The 18,480-nt window shown below is 70.1% G+C and carries 19 protein-coding genes; 9 read left to right on the top strand and 10 right to left on the bottom strand.

The window, feature by feature from the left end; all coding sequences use genetic code 11:
• The first annotated feature begins 1 nt into the window (after position 1).
• Positions 2–766 (top strand): dienelactone hydrolase family protein, encoded by a 765-nt coding sequence (locus AB6A65_RS03155; protein ID WP_371036905.1) that lies wholly within the window; start codon positions 2–4, stop codon positions 764–766.
• 79 nt (positions 767–845) lie between these two features.
• Here the strand turns inward: AB6A65_RS03155 and AB6A65_RS03150 are convergent, their stop codons facing one another.
• A complete protein-coding gene (locus tag AB6A65_RS03150; RefSeq protein WP_371036904.1) occupies positions 846–1,460 on the bottom strand; it encodes a cyclopropane-fatty-acyl-phospholipid synthase family protein in 615 nt (204 codons plus the stop codon).
• On the bottom strand, positions 1,457–2,002 hold the full coding sequence (gene infC, locus AB6A65_RS03145) for a translation initiation factor IF-3 (protein ID WP_371037239.1): 546 nt from the start codon (positions 2,000–2,002) through the stop codon (positions 1,457–1,459). The genes AB6A65_RS03150 and infC overlap by 4 nt, the downstream gene beginning before the upstream one ends.
• A gap of 189 nt (positions 2,003–2,191) precedes the next feature.
• Here infC and AB6A65_RS03140 point away from each other — a divergent pair, with 189 nt between their 5' ends.
• The gene (locus AB6A65_RS03140; RefSeq protein ID WP_371036903.1) at positions 2,192–2,893 is read left to right on the top strand and encodes a translation initiation factor 3; all 702 of its coding nucleotides are present in this window, start codon (positions 2,192–2,194) and stop codon (positions 2,891–2,893) included.
• A gap of 37 nt (positions 2,894–2,930) precedes the next feature.
• On the opposite strand, the gene AB6A65_RS03135 is transcribed toward AB6A65_RS03140, so the two are convergent.
• Complete coding sequence (locus tag AB6A65_RS03135; RefSeq protein WP_371037238.1) at positions 2,931–3,755, bottom strand: ferredoxin--NADP reductase; 825 nt, start codon at positions 3,753–3,755, stop codon at positions 2,931–2,933.
• Between the two features lie 174 nt (positions 3,756–3,929).
• On the opposite strand from AB6A65_RS03135, the gene AB6A65_RS03130 reads away from it, so the two are divergent.
• On the top strand, positions 3,930–4,391 hold the full coding sequence (locus AB6A65_RS03130; protein WP_371036902.1) for an Lrp/AsnC family transcriptional regulator: 462 nt from the start codon (positions 3,930–3,932) through the stop codon (positions 4,389–4,391).
• Positions 4,392–4,403: 12 nt separating this feature from the next.
• On the opposite strand, the gene AB6A65_RS03125 is transcribed toward AB6A65_RS03130, so the two are convergent.
• The gene (locus AB6A65_RS03125; RefSeq protein WP_371036901.1) at positions 4,404–5,582 is read right to left on the bottom strand and encodes a cytochrome P450; all 1,179 of its coding nucleotides are present in this window, start codon (positions 5,580–5,582) and stop codon (positions 4,404–4,406) included.
• Between the two features lie 150 nt (positions 5,583–5,732).
• On the opposite strand from AB6A65_RS03125, the gene AB6A65_RS03120 reads away from it, so the two are divergent.
• Complete coding sequence (locus tag AB6A65_RS03120; RefSeq protein ID WP_371036900.1) at positions 5,733–6,764, top strand: Fe(3+) ABC transporter substrate-binding protein; 1,032 nt, start codon at positions 5,733–5,735, stop codon at positions 6,762–6,764.
• 90 nt (positions 6,765–6,854) lie between these two features.
• On the opposite strand, the gene AB6A65_RS03115 is transcribed toward AB6A65_RS03120, so the two are convergent.
• The 4 genes from AB6A65_RS03115 to AB6A65_RS03100 all read right to left on the bottom strand — a co-directional run bounded on the left by AB6A65_RS03115 (position 6,855) and on the right by AB6A65_RS03100 (position 10,375).
• Positions 6,855–8,546, bottom strand: coding sequence for an ABC transporter permease (locus tag AB6A65_RS03115; RefSeq protein ID WP_371036899.1), 1,692 nt, complete (start codon positions 8,544–8,546; stop codon positions 6,855–6,857).
• A complete protein-coding gene (gene tpiA / locus AB6A65_RS03110) occupies positions 8,543–9,292 on the bottom strand; it encodes a triose-phosphate isomerase (RefSeq protein WP_371036898.1) in 750 nt (249 codons plus the stop codon). The genes AB6A65_RS03115 and tpiA overlap by 4 nt, the downstream gene beginning before the upstream one ends.
• 271 nt (positions 9,293–9,563) lie before the next feature.
• Positions 9,564–9,941: a HesB/IscA family protein gene (locus AB6A65_RS03105; RefSeq protein ID WP_371036897.1), complete on the bottom strand. Its 378-nt coding sequence runs from the start codon at positions 9,939–9,941 to the stop codon at positions 9,564–9,566.
• A 71-nt stretch (positions 9,942–10,012) separates the two neighbouring features.
• Positions 10,013–10,375, bottom strand: a complete 363-nt coding sequence (locus AB6A65_RS03100) for an SUF system Fe-S cluster assembly protein (protein WP_371036896.1) — start codon at positions 10,373–10,375, stop codon at positions 10,013–10,015.
• A 133-nt stretch (positions 10,376–10,508) separates the two neighbouring features.
• Here AB6A65_RS03100 and AB6A65_RS03095 point away from each other — a divergent pair, with 133 nt between their 5' ends.
• A complete protein-coding gene (locus AB6A65_RS03095) occupies positions 10,509–10,949 on the top strand; it encodes a DUF6525 family protein (protein WP_371036895.1) in 441 nt (146 codons plus the stop codon).
• A gap of 41 nt (positions 10,950–10,990) precedes the next feature.
• Here AB6A65_RS03095 and rimK read toward each other — a convergent pair whose 3' ends face one another.
• A complete protein-coding gene (gene rimK / locus AB6A65_RS03090) occupies positions 10,991–12,418 on the bottom strand; it encodes a 30S ribosomal protein S6--L-glutamate ligase (RefSeq protein WP_371036894.1) in 1,428 nt (475 codons plus the stop codon).
• 66 nt (positions 12,419–12,484) lie between these two features.
• Between rimK and tgt the strand changes: the two genes are divergently transcribed.
• Positions 12,485–13,615: a tRNA guanosine(34) transglycosylase Tgt gene (gene tgt / locus AB6A65_RS03085; protein ID WP_371036893.1), complete on the top strand. Its 1,131-nt coding sequence runs from the start codon at positions 12,485–12,487 to the stop codon at positions 13,613–13,615.
• A gap of 98 nt (positions 13,616–13,713) precedes the next feature.
• A complete protein-coding gene (locus AB6A65_RS03080) occupies positions 13,714–14,661 on the top strand; it encodes a hypothetical protein (protein WP_371036892.1) in 948 nt (315 codons plus the stop codon).
• Here the strand turns inward: AB6A65_RS03080 and AB6A65_RS03075 are convergent.
• Positions 14,598–15,872, bottom strand: coding sequence for an alanine--glyoxylate aminotransferase family protein (locus tag AB6A65_RS03075; protein WP_371036891.1), 1,275 nt, complete (start codon positions 15,870–15,872; stop codon positions 14,598–14,600). The two genes, AB6A65_RS03080 and AB6A65_RS03075, sit on opposite strands and share 64 nt — an antisense overlap.
• Positions 15,873–16,017: 145 nt before the next feature.
• Here AB6A65_RS03075 and AB6A65_RS03070 point away from each other — a divergent pair, with 145 nt between their 5' ends.
• Both AB6A65_RS03070 and AB6A65_RS03065 read left to right on the top strand, forming a co-directional pair.
• Entirely contained in the window at positions 16,018–16,713 is a 696-nt protein-coding gene (locus AB6A65_RS03070) for a tyrosine-protein phosphatase (RefSeq protein WP_371036890.1), read from the top strand.
• Positions 16,710–18,467 (top strand): ABC transporter ATP-binding protein, encoded by a 1,758-nt coding sequence (locus AB6A65_RS03065; protein WP_371036889.1) that lies wholly within the window; start codon positions 16,710–16,712, stop codon positions 18,465–18,467. Before AB6A65_RS03070 ends, AB6A65_RS03065 begins: the two co-directional genes overlap by 4 nt.
• Positions 18,468–18,480 lie beyond the last annotated feature (13 nt).

Raw genomic sequence — 18,480 nt, 5'->3', positions numbered from 1 at the left:
CATGACAGCGACGAAGATGACGGGCCTGCTGACCGCCGCGGCGCTTTGCGCCGCTGCGGGGACCGCGGATGCCGGGATCGAGGGCCGGTACGTGGAGTACACCGCCGGCGACACCACTCTGGAGGGCTACTACGCGCGCAACACCGATCTCGAGGAGGCCCGCGGCACGGTTCTCATCATCCACGACTGGAACGGCATGACCGACTACGAGGAGCGCCGCGCCGAGATGCTGGCCGCAGAGGGCTACGCCGCCTTTGCGCTCGATGTCTACGGCAAGGACACGGACCCGCAGTCCGTCGACGAATACCGCGCCCTCTCTGGGGCGATGTACGGCGACCGGGAGACTTTCCGCGAACGTCTCGCCGCAGGGCTCGAGGCCGCGCGCGCGCAGCCCGGTGCCAGCGAGGCGGTGGTCGTGATGGGCTACTGCTTCGGCGGCGCCGGAACGCTCGAAATGGCGCGGGCGGGGACCGACGCGGTGGGCTTCGTCAGCTTCCACGGCGGGCTCGGCACGCCCGAGGGCCAGGGCTACGCGGGGCAGGACGCGCCGGTCCTGATCCTGCATGGCTCCGCCGACCCGGTGTCGGGCATGACCGACCTCGCCGCACTGCTCGACGAGCTTCAGGAGGCCGGCGTGCCGCACGAGGCGCGCGTCTTCGGCGGCGCGCGGCATTCCTTCACGGTCTGGGGCTCGAACGACTACGACGTGGAGGCCGACCGGGGCAGCTGGGAGGCGCTGGGCGCGTTCCTGGACGCGCGGTTCTGAACAGGGTCGAAGGCTGTCCGCCGCGAAGGCGGCCTTCACGCCCATTGCTTGCGAAAAGGCGGCCCGGAAAGGCGGGCCGTCAGCGCGGTTTCCGGGCGACGAAATCGATCAGGGCGGAGAGGCCGGCGTGGCCCGCGCCCTCGCGGATGTCCCTTTCATGGGAGCGGTTCTCCAGGATCTCCCACCCCACGAACGCCCGTGCGAGCATGTCCTCGGTGTACATGTTCTCGGGGTCGGGCGGGCCGCCCGTGCCGCGCCCGACCTGATCGGGCGTGTAACCGTGCAGCAGCAGCAGGCCGTCGGCGCGCGTGGCCTCCTGCATCTTCGCGAAGAGCCGCGCGCGATCCTCCGGACCCGCGAACTGGACGAAGATCGCCAAGACGATGTCGTAGGGGCCGCCCCAATCTTCGGAAAGCACGTCGGCCTCCACGAGATCGACCGTCACGCCCCGGTCCCGCGCTAGGCGGCGCGCCTTGGCGATGGCCGACGGCGCGTATTCCATCGCTGTCACTTGCAGCCCGCGGCCGGCCATGAACACCGAGTTGCGCCCCTCGCCGTCGGCGACGGAAAGCGCGCTGGCGCCCGGTGTCAGCAGATGGGCATGATCGAGGAGGAAGGCCGCGGGATCGGTTCCGAAAAGGTAATCGGGCGTGCTGAAACGCGCCTCCCACCGCGAGGAGGCGCCATCGTTCACCGGCTCACGGGGCCGATCATCATGATCATCTGCCGGCCCTCCATCTTCGGCATGTTCTCGACCTTGCCGATCTCCTTGACGTCCTCCGCGACGCGTTCGAGGAGTTCCCGCCCGAGGTTCTGGTGCGCCATTTCACGGCCGCGGAAGCGCAGCGTCACCTTCACCTTGTCCCCTTTTTCCAGGAACTTGACCACGTTGCGCATCTTGACGGCGTAGTCGTGAATGTCGGTGTTGGGCCGGAACTTGACTTCCTTGACCTCGATGACCTTCTGCTTCTTCTTGGCTTCGGCCTCGCGCTTCTGCTGCTCGTACTTGAACTTGCCGAAATCCATGATCTTGCAGACCGGGGGATTGGCGTTCGGCGAGATCTCGACGAGGTCGAGACCGGCCTGTTCGGCCAGTTCAAGCCCCCTGCTGGGCGTCACCACGCCGACATTCTCGCCATCGGCGCCGATCAGGCGGATTTCGGGCGCACGGATACGGTCGTTCACGCGGGGTCCGGTGTCGCGCGTCGGCGGCGCGTTATGAGGTCTTCGGGCTATGGTTTTGTTCCTTCGGCGGTGACAGGATTGCGAAGCGGCAAGTTAAACGCGGCTCCGGTCCGATTCAAGCGTGGAGTCGGCTGCAAAACGCCGTTCGGGAAGGCTTTTACTTGCGCCGGACGTCCCGGCGCACGATGTCATGCGATGTGACCGGCCGGTTCGCGGCGGTCGCGCAAGGAGGATGCCCCAATGCGAAACCTGATCCTGATACTGATCGCCGCGGCCGTGGCCATCGGCGGATACTTCTTCCTGACGGCCGAGGAGCCGTCCGATGTGGCCGAGGCCGTGGAGGATGCAACCTCCGAGGCCGCGGAAGAGGCCGGGACCGTTCTCGAGCAGGCCGAGGAGGCCGCGGGCGCTGCCGTCGAGGCCGTGCAGGACGCCGCGGAGAGCGCGGCCGACACGGCCGGAGAGGCGATGGAGACCACGACCGAGACCGCCGAGGATACGGCGCAGACCGCCACCGAAGCGGCCGAGGACGCCGTGGAGACCGCGACCGAGACGGCCGAGGATGCCGCGGAAACCGTGGAAGGCGCGGTCGAAGAGGCCGTCGGAGCGGACGGGGAAGCTGCAGATACCGCCGCGGACACCGCCGAAAGCGCGGCCGCCGAGGACGCAGCCGACACCGCCACGGAAGAGACGACGCCGGAGGGCCCGGCGGCCGAGGACGCCGCCGACACCGCGTCCGAGACCGCGACGGAGGAGGGCGAGGTGCCGGACGCGCTGACCGCCGAGGATTTCGACTACGACCGTGTGGAAGAGATCATCGACAATTCGTCGCTGGGCGAGATGGAAAAGACCACGCTGAAACTGGTGGTCCGCGAGGCGCAGGGCGATCCGGAGCTGCTGCAATCCGCGCTCGAGCGCGTGCGCGAGGCGCTCGGCCTCTGATCGGAGGGCGGGCCCGCCGCCGCGCGGGCCTGCCGCCTCAACCGACGAAGGCTTTCTCGACGACATACTCCGCGGGCTCGGAATTCGCGCCTTCGCGCAGGCCCGCCCGTTCCAGCAGCGCCTTCATGTCGGTGTTGAAGCCGAGCGATCCGCAGACCATCGCGCGATCCGTTTCGGGGCCGAAATCCGCCACGCCAAGATCCGAAAACAGCGTGCCGTCTTCCATCAGTGTGGTGATTCGGCCCATCTTCGCGCTCTCCTCGCGCGTGGTCGTGGGGTAGTAGGCGAGCTTCCCGCCCACCATCTCGCCGATGAGTGGATCCTCCGAGAGGCTCTCGACCAGCCGGCGCCCGTATTCCAGCTCCGCCACCTCGCGGCAGGTATGGGTCAGGATGACCTGGTCGTAATCCTCGTAGGTCTGCGGGTCGCGGATGAGCGAGGCGAAGGGCGCGAGCCCGGTGCCGGTGGAAAAGAACCAGATCCGCTTGCCGGGCAGCAGCGCGTCGTGCACGAGCGTGCCCACGGGTTTCGGACGCAGGATGATCTGGTCGCCCGGCTGGATGTGCTGCAGTCGCGAGGTGAGCGGCCCGTCCTGCACCTTGATCGAGTAGAACTCGAGCTCGTCGGCCCAGGCCGGGCTCGCGATGGAATAGGCGCGCAGGAGCGGCTTGCCGTCGTCCTTCAGCAGGCCGATCATCACGAATTCCCCCGACCGGAAGCGCAGGCTTTTCGGCCGCTCCACCCGGAACGAGAACAACCGGTCCGTCCAGTGGGTCACGTCGGTCACTGTGGCCGCATCTGGCAGGGCGGGGGCTGGGCCCGTCTGGGCCGGGGTCGCGGGGCTGGGGTCGGTCACTGTCATGTCCAAGGGCTTAAACCTGCACCCCTGTCTAGACATTGATTCATGTCAGGAAAAGGGGATGGCGGCGGCCGGTCGCGGCAGCTTCGGAGTTTTTCGCACGCGTCGCTGGAGGCCGGGGCGATGTCGGCTATGTTGAACACTGGGAAAATTTCCAGAGCGGTGGGGAGATCAGGGATGGCGTCACGGCTCGACGAGCTTGACATGAGGATCCTGCGGCAACTTCAAGAGGATGCCGGGCAGTCTCTGGAGGAGATCGCGCGCGCCGTCGGCTCGTCCAAGACGCCGGTCTGGAACCGCATCCGCAAGATGCGCGAGGCCGGGGTCGTGGGCCGGCAGACCGTCGTCCTGGACGCCGAGGCGCTGGGGTTCGAGGCCTGTTTCTTCGTTCTGATCCGCACCTCCGAGCACGAGGCGGAGTGGCAGGCGGAGTTCCTTCAGGCGCTGCGCGAGCGGCCCGAGGTGCAGGAGGCGCACCGCCTTGCGGGCGACGTGGATTACATCCTGAAGGTCAGGGTGAGGAATGCGCGCGCCTACGACGCGTTCTACCAGTCGCTCATCGCCCGGGTGAAGGTGCACAACGTCACCGCGCTGCTGTCCATGGAAGAGATCAAGGCCACGACCGCGCTGCCGATCTGACGGCGCGGCCGGTCATCGCCGGACCGTAAGCCGCTCCAGCCCGTGGAAGTGGTAGAGATCCGCGTAGCGCGGCGGCGCGGCGAGCCGAAGCTTCGGACAGCGCGCGAAGAGCGTGGCCAGCCCGATCCGAAGCTCGAGCCGCGCAAGCGGCGCGCCCACGCAGAAATGAAGCCCCGCGCCGAAGGCGGCGTTGGGCCGGACGGGGCGCGCGGGGTCGAAGCGCTCCGGCGCGTGCCAGCGGGCGGGGTCGCGGTTGGCCGCGCCGAGCAGGAGCGCGATCCGGTCGCCCCGGGCGAAACGGTGGCCGGCGATCTCCGCATCCTCGTAGGCCCAGCGCGTGAACATGTGCAGCGGCGGGTCGAATCGCAGGATTTCCTCGACGGTTCCCTCGACCCGGTCGGGCGCGAGCGCGTCCTGTGCCGCGTGCTCGAGGATCGCCTTCACGCCGTTGCCCAGCGTGTGGACGGTGGCCTCGTGCCCGGCGTTCAGCAGCAGCACGCAGGTGGCGATCAGCTCTTCGGTGGAAAGCGTGTCGCCCGCGTCCTCGGCGGCGACGAGATGGGAGATGAGGTCGTCGGCCGGACGCGCGCGGCGCGCTTCGGCATGGCGGCGCAGGAAATCGGCGACCTCGCCCGCGGCTTGCGCCGCAGACTCCTCCGCGGCGCGGTCGCGGCGGGCCTGATACATCGCCACCATGGCGTGCGACCAGGCGAGAAGCTGGGGTGCCATCGCTTCGGGCACACCGAGAAGCCGCGCGATGACGATCACCGGAAGCCTTTCGCAGTAGGCGGGCAGCAGGTCGAACGCGCCCTCGGGGAAACCGTCGATCAGGTCATGGCAGAGCGCCTCGATCTCGGGCGCGAGCGCGGCGATCCGCCGGGTGGTGAAGGCGCGCAGCACGAGTTTTCGCAGCCGCGTGTGCCGGGGCGGCTCGAGCTCCAGCATGGAGTGGTCGTCGATCGCGTAAAACGGCACGAGATGCGCGGGCGGCGCCTCCGCCAGTTCCCGCGGTGTCTCGCGGCCGAATCGCCGGTCGCGGAGCACCGCGTCCACCGTCGCGAAATCGAAGGCGGCCGGCATCGCGTACTCGTCCCACCAGTGGACCGGCCCGCGCCTGCGCGCGGCGGCATAGGCCGGGTAGGGGTCCTGAACGAAGGCGGGATCGGTGGGGGATTGGCGGAAACGGTCCATGACCCTGCATCGCGGATGGGACAGGCAAAGCGCAAGGGGATCAAGAAAGTCGACAGAAAGGATCGGAAAACTGTTGACCTGTCCGCGTCATCCGGTATCCGAGTATTTGTGTCGGATATCACGACGCGAACGCCAAGAAGGGAGCATCCCATGACCAAGTTTCCGAAGCCCGCCCTGACCGGCGCGCTTGCCGCGCTGATCGCCGCCACCTCGGCGCCCGCGCTTTTCGCCAACGGCGAAGTCAACCTCTACTCCTCGCGCCATTACGACACCGACGAGCGGCTCTATTCCGAGTTCGAGGAGATGACGGGCATCACCGTGAACCGGATCGAGGGCAATGCCGACGAGTTGCTCGCCCGGATGGAGGCCGAGGGCGAAAACTCGCCGGCCGACGTGCTGCTGACGGTGGACACCTCGCGGCTGGAACGCGCGAAGGAGATGGGCCTTCTTCAACCGGTCGGGTCCGACGTGCTCGAGGCGCGGATCCCGGAATACCTACAGGATGCGGGGAACGAATGGTTCGGTTTCAGCCAGCGGGCGCGCATCCTCTTCTACGACAAGAACGAGGTCGAGAACCCCCCGCGCACCTACCAGGATCTCGCCAACCCCGAATACGAGGGCATGGTGTGCATCCGTTCGGGCACCAACGTCTACTCGCAGACGATCCTCGCCGCACTGATCGAGCACCTTGGCGAGGACGCGGCGAAAGACTGGGCCGGGGCAGTGGTCGGCAACTTCGCCCGTGATCCGCAGGGGGGCGACACCGATCAGCTGCGCGGCATCGTCTCGGGCGAGTGCGACATCGCGATGTCCAACACCTACTACTTCGCCCGGGCCATCCGGAAGGACGTTGACGGCCTTTCGGACAGCCTCGACATGATCGGCTGGGTCTTTCCCAACCAGAATGACATCGGCGCGCACATGAACCTGTCGGGCGGCGGCGTGGCCGCGAACGCCCCGAACCGCGAGAACGCCATCGCCTTCCTCGAATACCTGGCGAGCGACCAGGCGCAGGAATACTTCTCGGCGGGCAATGACGAATACCCGGCCGTGCCGGGCGTGGCGCTGAGCCCGTCGGTGGCCGAGCTGGGCTTCTTCAAGCCCGACGACGTGGACCTCTCCGAGGTGGCCAAGAACGTGCCGGCCGCGCAGCGGATCTTCAACGAGGTGGGCTGGAAGTAACTCCCGGCCCGCGACGAAGCGGCGGAAGGCCCCGGTGGAAACGCCGGGGCCTTTTCGCGTGCGCGGGGGAGCGTGCGCCGCCCGGACGGCTCATTCCGCCGCCTCGGCGACGGGGGCGGGCGTCGCGCGCGGCACGTCTTCGCGGCGCCGCCCCAGGGCCCGGCAGACGAGGAGGACGGGCAGCAGCCCCACCGCCACGATCACCAGCGACGGCACCGCCGCCCCGGAGAGGCGTTCGTCCGCGGCCAGCCGGTGCGCCTGCACCGCGAGGGTGTCGAAGTTGAAGGGCCGCATGATGAGCGTGGCCGGAAGCTCCTTCATCACGTCCACGAAGACGATCAGCAGGGCGGTCATCACCGAGGGGCGCAGAAGCGGCAGGTGCACCCGGCGGACGAGCCCCGCGGGCGTCGCGCCCAGCGTCCGTGCCACGGCATCCATGTGCGGGTGGATCGTGGCCTGCCCGCCATCATAGGCGTTGAGCGCCGCGGCCATGAACCGGATCATGTAGGCGGCCACGAGCAGCCAGATGGAGCCGGTGAAAAGAAGGCCCGTGTCGATCCCGAAGCGCGCCTCCATGAAGGCGTCGATGGCATTGTCGAAAGCCGCGAAGGGCACGAGCAGGCCCACCGCGATCACCCCGCCCGGCACCGCGTAGCCGATCCGGGCGACGTTGGACGCGCCGGCCGAGATCTTTCCGGGGCGAAGGCGGTTGAAGAGCCCCAGAAGGACCGCGGCCGCCACGGTCAGCACCGCCGCGATGCCGGCGAGGGTCACGGAATTGCGAAGGAAGGCCAGATAGCGCCCCGAGAGCAGGTCCTGTCCCGAACCGACCGCCATCTCGAGGAGCAGCGTGACCGGCAGCAGGAACCCGAAGAGCACCGGCAGCGTGCAGAACACCAGGGCGCCCCAGCGCGCCGCGCCCCGAAGCTCGGCCGGCGGCGGGCGCTCGAAGCGCCGCCCGGCGGCATGGTGGCGCGCGTCCCCCCGGCTGACCCGCTCGAGCGTGGCGAGGAAGAGCGCGAAGACCAGAAGGCAAAGCGCGAGCTGCGCCGCCGCCGCGCGGTCGGCCATGGAGAACCAGCTCTGGTAGATCCCCACCGCGAAGGTCTGGACGCCGAAATAGCTGCCGGTGCCGAAATCCGCGATGGTCTCCATGACGGCGAGCAGCACGCCGCCGGCGATGGCCGGCCGCGCCATGGGCAGGGATACCCTGAAGAAGGCGCCCCAGGGGCCCTGCCCGAGCGCGCGCGCGGCCAGGTTCGCGGTCGCCGATTGCTGCAGGAAGGCCGCCCGCGCGAGCAGGTAGACATAAGGGTAGAGCACGAGGATCAGCATGATCGCCGCGCCCGTGGTGGAACGGACCTCGGGGAACCAGTAGTCGCGCGGGCCCCAGCCGGTGACCTCGCGCAGGAGCGTCTGCACCGCGCCGGGGTGGTCCAGGAAATCGGTGTAGGCGTAGCCCATCACGTAGGCGGGGAAGGCCAGCGGCAGGGCCAGCATGACCTCCAGCAGCCGGACGCCGGGAAAGCGCGTCATCGTCACGAGCCACGCGGCCCCTGTGCCGATCGCCGCGGTGCCTACGCTCACGACCGCGACGAGCTGGAGCGTGGTGGCGGTGTAGCGCCACAGTACCGTGTCGGCGAGATGGGCCAGCGTCTCGGTGGAGCCCATGACCGCGGCCAGCGCCACGGCGAGCATCGGCAGCACGCAGAGCGCGGCCACCGCGAGCGCCGCGCCCGAAAGCACGGGCTCGAAGGAGCCGAGAGGCCGCGCGCGTTTCATCCCGCGGCCTCCAGCGCCGCGATGATGGGCCGGAAACTCTCGGCCCGCAGGCTTGCCCCGCCGACCAGCGCGCCGTCGACGTTGGACACCCCGAAGATGCGGGCCGCGTTCCCGGGTTTCACCGAGCCGCCGTAGATCAGCCGCACCGAGCGGCCGACGCCCGCGCCGAAGCGGCGTTCGAGGCGGGCGCGGATGAAGTCGTGCACCTCGCCGATCTCATCGGGCGAGGGTGTGCGCCCGGACCCGATGGCCCAGACCGGCTCGTAGGCCACGACGAGATTGTGCCCGGTGGCGCCGTCGGGGATCGACCCGGCGAGCTGCCCGCCGATGATGTCGAGCGTGTTGGCGGCCTCGCGCTCGGAGAGATGCTCGCCCACGCAGAGGATCACGGCGAGCCCGGCCTCATGCGCCGCGCGGGCCTTGGCGCGCACCGTCTCGTCGCTTTCGCCGTGGTCAGACCGGCGTTCGGAGTGGCCGAGGATGACGTAGCCCGCGCCGGCGTCGCGCAGCATCGCGGCGGAGATGTCGCCGGTGTGCGCCCCCTCGGCCGCGATGTGGCAGTCCTGCCCGCCAAGCGTGAGGGAATTGCCCGCCCGCGCCGCCGCGCGGGCCAGCAGCGTGGCGGGCGGGCAGAGCACGATGTCGCAGCCCGGCGACGGACACGCCTCGGCGAGCGCGGTGATCTCCGCCAGATCCGCGCCGGTTCCGTGCATCTTCCAGTTCCCCGCCGCCAGTCCGCGCCGCATGTCCCGCCCTCGTTTTTCCTGACCCATCGTATGTTTCGCCCGCACAAGGAGAGGTCAACCCCGCTTGCGTCGCGCGGCCGACGTGCCGCGCCGGGCGGGGGGCAGACGCCCGTGGGCGATACCCGCGTCGCGGATGCGCGACGGTCCTACGAAGGCGGCAACTGTCAGCGGGTCAGGGGCGCGGGACCCATTCCGGCGCCGGCGCGGCGCGTCATGTCCGGGGTCGTCATGGCACGGTGCGCGGCGGGATGCGCCGCCGTCGCGGGTGCGTTCACCGTTCCTGCTCGGCCCGCAGTTCCTCGGCGTCCTTGAACTTGATCGATTCGCCGCAACCGCAGGCATCCGTCACGTTGGGATTGTTGAAGCGGAAGCCGGCCTCCAGAAGCGACGTCTCGTAGTCGATCTCCGTGCCGAAGAGGAACATCTGCGCCATGGGCGCGATGAGCACGCGGGCGCCGTCCTGCTCGACCACCTCGTCATGGGGATCGGGCTCGTCGACGTACTCCATCGTGTATTCCATACCCGCGCAGCCGCCCTTCTTGACGCCGATACGCAGGCCGTGCCGCCCGTCGCGTGTCATCAGCCGCACGATTTGCGACACCGCGGCTGGTGTGAGGGTGACCGGGGATTTTCCGGGAATGCCGAACATGGGAACTCCGTTGCCTATGCACTGAACCTAAGCTTTCACCGCCCCGCGCTCAATGGCCGGTCCCGGAAAGCCTACATGAAGCCGAGTTCGAGCCGCGCTTCGTCGCTCATCATGTCCATGCCCCAGGGCGGCTCCCAGGTCAGCTCGACATCCACCTGCTTGACGCCGGGAACCGGTTCGATCGCATCGGCCACCCAGCCCGGCATCTCGCCCGCCACCGGGCAGCCCGGCGCGGTGAGCGTCATGATGATCCGGACCGCGCTCTCCTCGTCGATGTCGATCGTGTAGATCAGCCCGAGATCGAAGATGTTGACCGGGATCTCGGGGTCGTAAACGCCCCGGCATGCCTCTACCACCTGATCGTAGAGCGGGTGATCCGTGGAGGAGGGCTGGATGAGGGGCGTTCCCTCGAGGGGTTGAGCTGCATCGTTCATGGTTGGCCTCGCGGCATGAATTCCGACCAAAGATATAGGAAATTGCCGGCCCGTCGTAAAGGGAGCGGCGGCGGTCCGGCTTGCCGGGCGTTCGCGCCGGGTTATCCTTGCGGCATCACGAGGGATGCCGCCAATGCGCCGCCGTATCGCCCGCGCCCTCACCAGGTTGGCCCGAACGCTCGTTCGGCCCGTGCGACGCCGTGCCGGCCCGAACGCCGCGGGCTCGTCCCTGCTCGGACCATCGGGGCGCGATCCGCTTGCCGAATTCGACCGCCTGCCCGCGCCGCTGCGCCAGTGGCTGGCCGAGGCGGCAATGCCGTGGTCGCCGCGCTCGGCGCTGCGGATCTGGCGCCGGGTGCTGCGGCGTTGCGGCGGCGACGAGGTCATGGCCCGGCGCGAGATGAGCCGTATCGAGGCCGAACGCCTCGCCCAGGACGTGCGGCGGGTCTGGGGCCCGTCGCATCCCTATCTCGACCTTCACGCACCGCGAGGCGCCGGCGGCCCGTCACCCCGGTCTCCGCGCGGCGACGCGCGGCGGAAGGCACGGCGCGCGTCGCCTCCCGGACGCCCCTGACCGGCACGCCGCGGCGGCGGCGCAGCGGCCCGCCCCGTGCCTCAGCCGGCGCCGCCGTCGCGCGCGCTCGCGCGGCGCTTGCGCACGGGGGTCGGCCGCACGCGCCGCTCTATCTCGTCGTAGAGAAGGCCGGCCACGTTCTTGCCGGACACGGTCTCGATTCCCTCGAGCCCGGGCGAGGAGTTCACCTCGAGCACCTTGGGCCCATCCTCCGAACGCAGCAGGTCGACGCCCGCGAGGTTGAGGTTGAACGCACGCGCCGCCCGGAGCGCCGCCTCGCGCTCCGTCTTGGTGATCCGCACGCGCATCGCCGAGCCGCCGCGGTGCAGGTTCGATCGGAAATCCCCCTCCGCGCCCGTCCGCTTCATCGAGGCCACCACCTTGTGACCCACGACGAGGCAGCGGATGTCCTCGCCCGCGGCCTCCTTCACGAAGGCCTGCACGAGGAAATTGGCCTTGAGCCCCCGGAAGGCGTCGATCACCGATTGCGCGGCCTTGCGCGTCTCGGCCAGCACCACGCCCTTTCCTTGCGTCGACTCCAGAAGCTTCACGATGAGGGGCGCCGTGCCCACGAGCCGGATCAGGCTGTCGGTGTCCTTGGGGCTGGCCGCGAAGGCGGTGTTGGGCATCCCGATGCGGTGCCGCGCCATGAGCTGGTGCGCGTAAAGCTTGTCGCGGCTCGCCGCGATCCCTTCCGAGCCGTAGATGCAGAAGGTGCCGAGCGTCTCGAACTGGCGCACGACCGCGGTGCCGTAGGGCGTGATCGAGGCGCCGATACGGGGGATCACAACGTCGTAGCGCGGCAGGCGCTGCCCGTCGTAATGCACCTCGGGCGACAGCGCGTTGATCGCCATGTAGCACCGCGTGGTGTTGATGACCTCGACCGAGTGGCCGCGCGACTCGCCCTCCTCCACGAGGCGGCGGGTGGAATAGTGGTCCTCCCGCGACAGAACGGCCACGCGCAGCGCCCGGTTCGGCGCCTGCTCGCGCATCCGGCTCGTGTGGTAGACGTCGTAGCTCAGTTCGGGCTGAAGGAAGCGGTCCGTGGCCACGATGGCGATATGATCCTTGAGCGCCTCGCGCCCGAGAAGCATCCGGCTGGCCATGGTCGCGCGGTTGGTCAGGGTCAGCTCGATGCGCCAGCTCTGGTCGGCGACGCGCAGGGTGGAGGAGATCACGAAGCGGCTTTCGCTTTCGCCGTTCGAGGACGTCACCGTCCTGCGGTCCACGATCTCGGCCGAACAGGGGATCACGAGGTCCTCGCGCCCCGGGATCGGGTGCACGGTGAAACGCACGCGCGGCTTCGACACGGGGCCGAAGGTCTCGATGTCGAAGGCATGGAGCGCCGAGGTGCGCGCGCCCGTATCGACCTTGGCGCGCAGCGCCGGCAGGCCGAGGTCCGGCAGGGACACCCATTCCTCCCAACCGAAGCGGATCAGGTTGGTGGCGGGATCGGACGGCTCGTTCATTCGGGTCTCCTTGGCATCTGGCCGGAAGTGTCGGATACGGGGACGCTTTGCCGACGGGAGGTCAGGATGACAACAGCTTTCGCGTTCCGACTCAAGGCGACGGACGGCGCGGCGCGCCTCGGCGAGATCGAGACGCCGCGCGGGCGCATCCGCACGCCCGCCTTCATGCCGGTGGGAACCGCGGGCACCGTGAAGGCGATGATGCCCGAAAGCGTGGCGGCCACCGGCGCGGACATCCTGCTGGGCAACACCTACCACCTGATGCTGCGGCCCACGGCGGAGCGCGTCGCGGCGCTCGGCGGGCTGCACCGCTTCATGAACTGGGATCGCCCGATCCTGACCGACTCGGGCGGCTTCCAGGTGATGAGCCTCGCGGAGCTGCGCAAGCTGACCGAGACCGGCGTGACCTTCCGCAGCCACATCGACGGTGCGCGCCACGAACTCACCCCCGAGCGGTCGATGGAGATCCAGAGGCTTCTGGGCTCCGACATCGTGATGGCCTTCGACGAATGCCCGGCGCTGCCGGCCTCGCGCGAACGGATCGCGGAGTCGATGCGGCTGTCGATGCGCTGGGCGGCGCGGTCGAAAGAGGCGTTCGGCGACCGGCCCGGCCACGCGCTCTTCGGTATCCAGCAGGGCGGGCTGGAGCGTGACCTGCGCGAGGAAAGCGCGGAGGCACTCCGGGCCATCGGTTTCGACGGCTATGCCGTGGGCGGCCTCGCCGTGGGCGAAGGGCAGGAGGCGATGTTCGGCGTGCTCGATCACGCGCCCGCCATGCTGCCCGGGGACAGGCCGCGCTATCTCATGGGCGTGGGCAAGCCCGACGACATCGTCGGCGCGGTGAAGCGCGGGATCGACATGATGGACTGCGTGCTGCCCACGCGGTCCGGGCGGACCGGGCAGGTGTTCACGCGCCGCGGCGTGGTGAACATCAAGAACGCCCGCCACCAGGACGATCCGCGCCCGATCGACGAGGACTGCGGCTGTCCCGCCTGCCGGGACTACTCCCGCGCCTACCTCCACCACCTCTTCCGCGCGGGCGAGATCCTCTCGGCGATGCTGCTGACCTGGCACAACCTGCGCTACTACCAGGACCTCATGCAGGGCATGCGCGACGCCATCGCCGATGGCGCCTTCGCTGCGTGGGAGGCGCGGTTTCACGCCGCCCGGGCCGAGGGCGACATCCCGCCGCTCTGATGCTGGCCGGTGCGCGGTTTGCGCAAGGTCAATGCGCGCGCCGCGCACCTTCGGCACCATTCGCCGCGACCGGGTCAGCGGAAGGGGAGCGTTTCGACATGTCCGACAACAGCCGTCTCGAGCGTCTTGTCGCCGCCGCCGTGCGCGCGCCGTCGAGCCACAACACCCAGCCCTGGATCTTCGAGGCCGAAGGCGGGGCCCTTCGGTTGCTCGCCGACCGCACCCGGGCCTTGCCGGTGAACGATCCCGAGGACCGCGAACTGACGATCAGCTGCGGCTGTGCGCTTTTCAACCTGCGCGCCGCCGCGGCGGCCGAGGGCCTGGGCGCAAGGGTGACCCTTTTGCCCGAGGACGACGATCCCGACCTTCTGGCGGTGGTGTCCCTCGAGGGCGCGGCGGACGGCAGGCTGGCCGCGCTCGCGCGCCAGATCGAGGGCCGCCGCACTTTCCGGAAGGCGTTCGCCGCGCGCCCCCCGGCCGAGGAAGTGCACGCCGCGCTCGCCGCCGCCGCCGAGGCGGAGGGCGCCTGGCTCGATCCCGTGGAGCAGCCGGAGCGGCGCGCCGCGCTGGCCGATCTCGTGGAGGAGGGCGACGCGGCGCAATGGGCCGATCCGCGCTGGCGCCGCGAGCTTGCGGCCTGGATGCATCCCCGCCGGCAGGGCGACGGGCTGTCCCTGCCCGGGATCGCCGTGCCGCTCGCGCGCTTCGCGGTGCGCAGGGTCGATCTCGGCGAACGTGTCGGTGCGCATGACGGCGATCTCGCGAAGGCGGCGCCGATGCTCGTGGTGCTCGGCACGGGGGGCGACGAGGAGGCCGACTGGCTCGCGGCCGGCCAGGCGCTCGAGCGGGTGCTGCTCGCCGCCGCCGAGGCCGGCCTGCAGGCGTCCTATCTCAACCAGCCGGTGCAGGTGCCAGAGCTTCGCACCAAGCTGCGCGCGCTCCTCCGCCCCGAGGGGTCGCCGCAGACCGTGCTGCGCATCGGCTACCCGTCGAGCGACGCGGCAGAGGCCCCGCGCCGTCCGGTCGAGGCCGTCTTCGCCGGCTGAACCGAAGGGGCGGGGCAGCCCCCGGCCACGACCTCGGCCGCCGCGTCCAGCGCGCCCCGGCCGAACGGGATGTCGAGCGCGCGCATTCCCGCCTCCACGCTGCCCAGAAGACCGAGGATCATGTGCGCGTTGACGTGGCCCATGTGGCCGAAGCGGAAGAAGCCGTGCCACTCCGCGCTGCCCGGCTCGGCCATGCCGAGGCCGATGCCGAGCGTCACGCCCGCCTCGCGCGCCACCCAGTCGCGCAGCCGCGTGCCGTGCGGCGCGCCGATCCGCAGCGCGGTGACGGCGTGACTGCGCAGCGCCGGATCCGCCACGTTGAGCTCCAGCGGGCCGTCCGCGCCCCAACGCTCGCAGGCGGCCCAGACGGCGCGGGCGAGCGTCGCGTGGCGCGACCAGATCGCCTCCATCCCCTCCGCGCCGATCATGTCGAGCGCCGCGCGCAGCCCGTAAAGGTGATGCGTGGGCGCGGTGCCGCCGAAATACTGGTAGAACATCTGCGGGTCCGCACGCGGCGCCCAGTCCCAGTAGCGGCTCACGCGTGGCAGCGCGGCGCGGGCCGCGGCGGCCTTGTCGGAGAAGAACACGAAGCCGAGGCCCGGCGGCACCATCAGCCCCTTCTGGCTTGCCGCCACCATCACGTCCACGCCCCACGTGTCCATCTCGAACCGGTCGCAGGCGAGCGAGGCGATGCAGTCGGCCATGAGAAGCGCGGGATGCCCGGCCTCGTCGATCGCCGCGCGCAGGGCCGCGATGTCGTTCCGGATCGAGGTGGAGGTGTCCACATGGGTGGCGAGCACGGCCTTGATGGTGTGCGCGCGGTCGGCGGCGAGCGTCTCGGCCAGCCGGGACACGTCCACCGGCGCGCGCTTGCCGTGGTCGATCATCTCGGCCTCGATGCCGAGCCCCTGGGCGATCTCCGCCCAGCCATGGCCGAAGCGGCCCGTGGCGGGCACCAGAACCCGCGCGCCCGGCGCCACGGTGTTGGCGAGCGCCGCCTCCCAGGCGCCGTGGCCGTTCGCGATGTAGATGGCGACGTGCCCGGAGGTTCGCGCCACGGCGCGCAGGTCCGGAACGAGCCCCGCCACCATGTCGGGAAGCGCGCCCTCGTAGATGTTGGGCGCGCCGCGGTGCATGGCGCGCAGCACCTCCTCGGGCATCACGGAGGGGCCGGGAATGGCGAGGTAGGGGCGGCCGTTGGCAAGCGTCATGGGCATCTCCGGGATCGTCCGCGGATGGCGGCGGCGCGAGATTAGCCGCGTGCGCTGCGGCGTCAACGCCGCGCGGCGCGCGGAGGCCGTGCTTGCTTCGCTCCGCCGCAGCCACTAAGTCGCGGCGGACGGCGAAGGGCGCGGCATGATCGACAGGTTCCGGACATGGGTGGACGAGCGCGAGCGGCAATGGCGCCGCTCCTTCGGGCGCGACCTGTCCACGCCCGCGGGCCGGCGCGCGGCGCTGCTGCACTACCACCTTTTCGACCACGCCTTCCTGCGCGTGTTCTGGACCAACCTCTACGAAATCGCCCCGGGGGTCTACCGCTCCAACCAGCCCGATCACGCCCGCCTGCGCCGCTACCGCGACATGGGCATCCGCACGATCATCAACCTGCGCGGACCGAGCGATCAGCCGTCCTACCGGTTCGAGCGCGAAAGCTGCGAGGCGCTGGGCCTGGCCCTCGTGAGCAACCGCATCTGGGCGCGCAAGCCCGCCCCGCGCGAGAACCTTCTGGCCATGATCGAGGCGATGCGCACGGTCGAGGGGCCGTTCCTGTTCCACTGCAAGTCCGGGGCGGACCGGGCGGGCTTCGCCGCGGCGACCTATCTCATGGTGTTCCGGGGCGTGCCCGTGGCCGAGGCGAAGGCGCAGCTTTCCTGGCGCTACTGGCACCTGAAATCGACGGAGACGGGCGTGCAGGACTACATCCTCGACATCTACGAGGCGCGACTGGCGCGCGGCACGATCGGGTTCGAGGAATGGATCGCCACCGAATACGACGACAGGGCGATCCGGGCGGCCTTCGCGGCCCGCCGGCCCGCCGCCGAGCTGGCATGAGCGACACCGCGGCCGAGCACGCGCCGGGCCTCTTCCGCTGGCTCTGGCGCAGCTACCTGAGGCGGCACGCGCCGCTTCTGGGGGTGGCGATGCTGTTCATGGCGCTTGAGGGCGGCATGCTCGGCCTGCTGAGCTGGATGATGCGCCCGATGTTCGACCGGGTCTTCGTGGGCGGCGAGACGCAGGCCATAGGCTGGGTCGCGCTGGCCTTCCTGGGCATTTTCGTGACGCGCGCCTCGGCCAGCGTGATCCAGAAGGTGCTTCTGACCCGCCTGTCGGAAGTGACGGCGGCGGAAATCCGCAAGGACCTCGTCGGACACCTGATGCGCCTCGACAGCGCGTTCCACCAGGTGCATTCGCCCGGTTACCTGATGCAGCGGGTGGAGGGCGACGTGGCGGCGATCAGCCGTGTGTGGCGCACCATCCTCACCGGCGTCGGGCGGGATGCCATGGCGGTGATCTCGCTCATGGCCGTGGCGTTTTCGGTGGATTGGCGCTGGACGCTGGTCGCGCTTCTGGGCGCGCCGGTGGTGCTGGCACCGTCCGTCTCGCTGCAGCGCTTCGTGCGCCGGAACGCGCGGCTGGCGCGCGACGTGGCGGCACGGCTTTCCACGCGGCTCAACGAGATCTTCCACGGCATCCAGCCGATCAAGCTCAACCGCCTCGAGGATTACCAGTCCGGCAGCTACGGCCGGCTCACCCGAGAGCGCGTGCGGCTGCAGACGCGTGCGGCGGCGGGCCAGGCCATGATCCCGGGGCTCATCGACCTGATGGCGGGGGTGGGGTTCATGGGCGTGCTATTCTTCGGCGGGCGCGAGATCGTCGCCGGGGAGAAGACGGTGGGCGATTTCATGGCGTTCTTCACCGCGATCGGCCTCGCCTTCGAGCCGGTGCGGCGCCTCGGCGAGCTGAGCGGCGTCTGGCAGATCGCCGCCGCGAGCATCGAGCGCATCCGCGAGCTGCTGAGCGAGGAACCGACGCTGCGTGCGCCCGCGACCCCCGTCCCGGCCCCGGAGGGCGTGCCCGAGATCGCATTGCGCGACGTGCATCTGAGTTTCGGCGACGCGGCCGCGCTGCGCGGCTGCTCCTTCACCGCCGAAGCGGGAAAGACGACGGCGCTGGTGGGCCCGTCGGGCGCGGGCAAGTCCTCGGTCTTCAACCTCATCACGCGGCTCGTCGATCCGCAGTCGGGGGAGGTGACGGTCGGCGGGGTGCCGGTGGACCGGATGGCGCTGCCGGAGCTGCGCGCCCTCTTTTCGGTGGTGAGCCAGGAAGCGCTTCTCTTCGACGACACGCTGCGCGAGAACATCCTGCTGGGGCGCGAGGACGTGTCCGACGAACGCCTGGCCGCGGTGCTCGACGCCGCGCATGTCAGCGGCTTCCTGCCCCGGCTCGCGGCCGGTCTGGACACGCAGGTCGGGCCGCGCGGCTCCAACCTCTCGGGCGGGCAGCGCCAGCGGGTCGCGATCGCGCGGGCGCTTTTGCGCGACACGCCGGTGCTCCTGCTCGACGAGGCCACCTCGGCGCTCGACACCGCGTCCGAGCAGGCGGTCCAGGGCGCGCTCGAGAGCCTGAGCGCCGGGCGCACCACCCTCGTGATCGCGCACAGGCTGTCCACGGTGCGGAGCGCGGACAAGATCGTGGTGATGGACCAGGGCCGGGTGCTCGACGCGGGTAGCCACGAGGCGCTGATCGCGCGCGGCGGCGTCTATTCCGAGCTTTACCGGATGCAGTTCGACGACGAGGGCGCCTGAAGCCCGGCCCTTT

Source organism: Rhodosalinus sp. FB01 (assembly GCF_041365715.1).
Taxonomy (GTDB): Bacteria; Pseudomonadota; Alphaproteobacteria; order Rhodobacterales; family Rhodobacteraceae; genus Rhodosalinus.
This window is presented reverse-complemented; position numbering and strand designations above follow the sequence as displayed.

Bases quoted from the DNA above. Each gene is read 5' to 3' on its own strand.
- rimK (WP_371036894.1), bottom strand. From the start codon at position 12,418: ATGAACGAGCCGTCCGATCCCGCCACCAACCTGATCCGCTTCGGTTGG.
- AB6A65_RS03080 (WP_371036892.1), top strand. From the start codon at position 13,714: ATGTCCGACAACAGCCGTCTCGAGCGTCTTGTCGCCGCCGCCGTGCGC.
- AB6A65_RS03105 (WP_371036897.1), bottom strand. From the start codon at position 9,941: ATGTTCGGCATTCCCGGAAAATCCCCGGTCACCCTCACACCAGCCGCG.
- tpiA (WP_371036898.1), bottom strand. From the start codon at position 9,292: ATGCGGCGCGGACTGGCGGCGGGGAACTGGAAGATGCACGGAACCGGC.
- AB6A65_RS03135 (WP_371037238.1), bottom strand. From the start codon at position 3,755: ATGACAGTGACCGACCCCAGCCCCGCGACCCCGGCCCAGACGGGCCCA.
- AB6A65_RS03120 (WP_371036900.1), top strand. From the start codon at position 5,733: ATGACCAAGTTTCCGAAGCCCGCCCTGACCGGCGCGCTTGCCGCGCTG.
- AB6A65_RS03125 (WP_371036901.1), bottom strand. From the start codon at position 5,582: ATGGACCGTTTCCGCCAATCCCCCACCGATCCCGCCTTCGTTCAGGAC.
- AB6A65_RS03065 (WP_371036889.1), top strand. From the start codon at position 16,710: ATGAGCGACACCGCGGCCGAGCACGCGCCGGGCCTCTTCCGCTGGCTC.
- AB6A65_RS03130 (WP_371036902.1), top strand. From the start codon at position 3,930: ATGGCGTCACGGCTCGACGAGCTTGACATGAGGATCCTGCGGCAACTT.
- AB6A65_RS03070 (WP_371036890.1), top strand. From the start codon at position 16,018: ATGATCGACAGGTTCCGGACATGGGTGGACGAGCGCGAGCGGCAATGG.
- AB6A65_RS03140 (WP_371036903.1), top strand. From the start codon at position 2,192: ATGCGAAACCTGATCCTGATACTGATCGCCGCGGCCGTGGCCATCGGC.
- AB6A65_RS03155 (WP_371036905.1), top strand. From the start codon at position 2: ATGACAGCGACGAAGATGACGGGCCTGCTGACCGCCGCGGCGCTTTGC.
- AB6A65_RS03115 (WP_371036899.1), bottom strand. From the start codon at position 8,546: ATGAAACGCGCGCGGCCTCTCGGCTCCTTCGAGCCCGTGCTTTCGGGC.
- AB6A65_RS03100 (WP_371036896.1), bottom strand. From the start codon at position 10,375: ATGAACGATGCAGCTCAACCCCTCGAGGGAACGCCCCTCATCCAGCCC.
- AB6A65_RS03095 (WP_371036895.1), top strand. From the start codon at position 10,509: ATGCGCCGCCGTATCGCCCGCGCCCTCACCAGGTTGGCCCGAACGCTC.
- tgt (WP_371036893.1), top strand. From the start codon at position 12,485: ATGACAACAGCTTTCGCGTTCCGACTCAAGGCGACGGACGGCGCGGCG.
- AB6A65_RS03075 (WP_371036891.1), bottom strand. From the start codon at position 15,872: ATGACGCTTGCCAACGGCCGCCCCTACCTCGCCATTCCCGGCCCCTCC.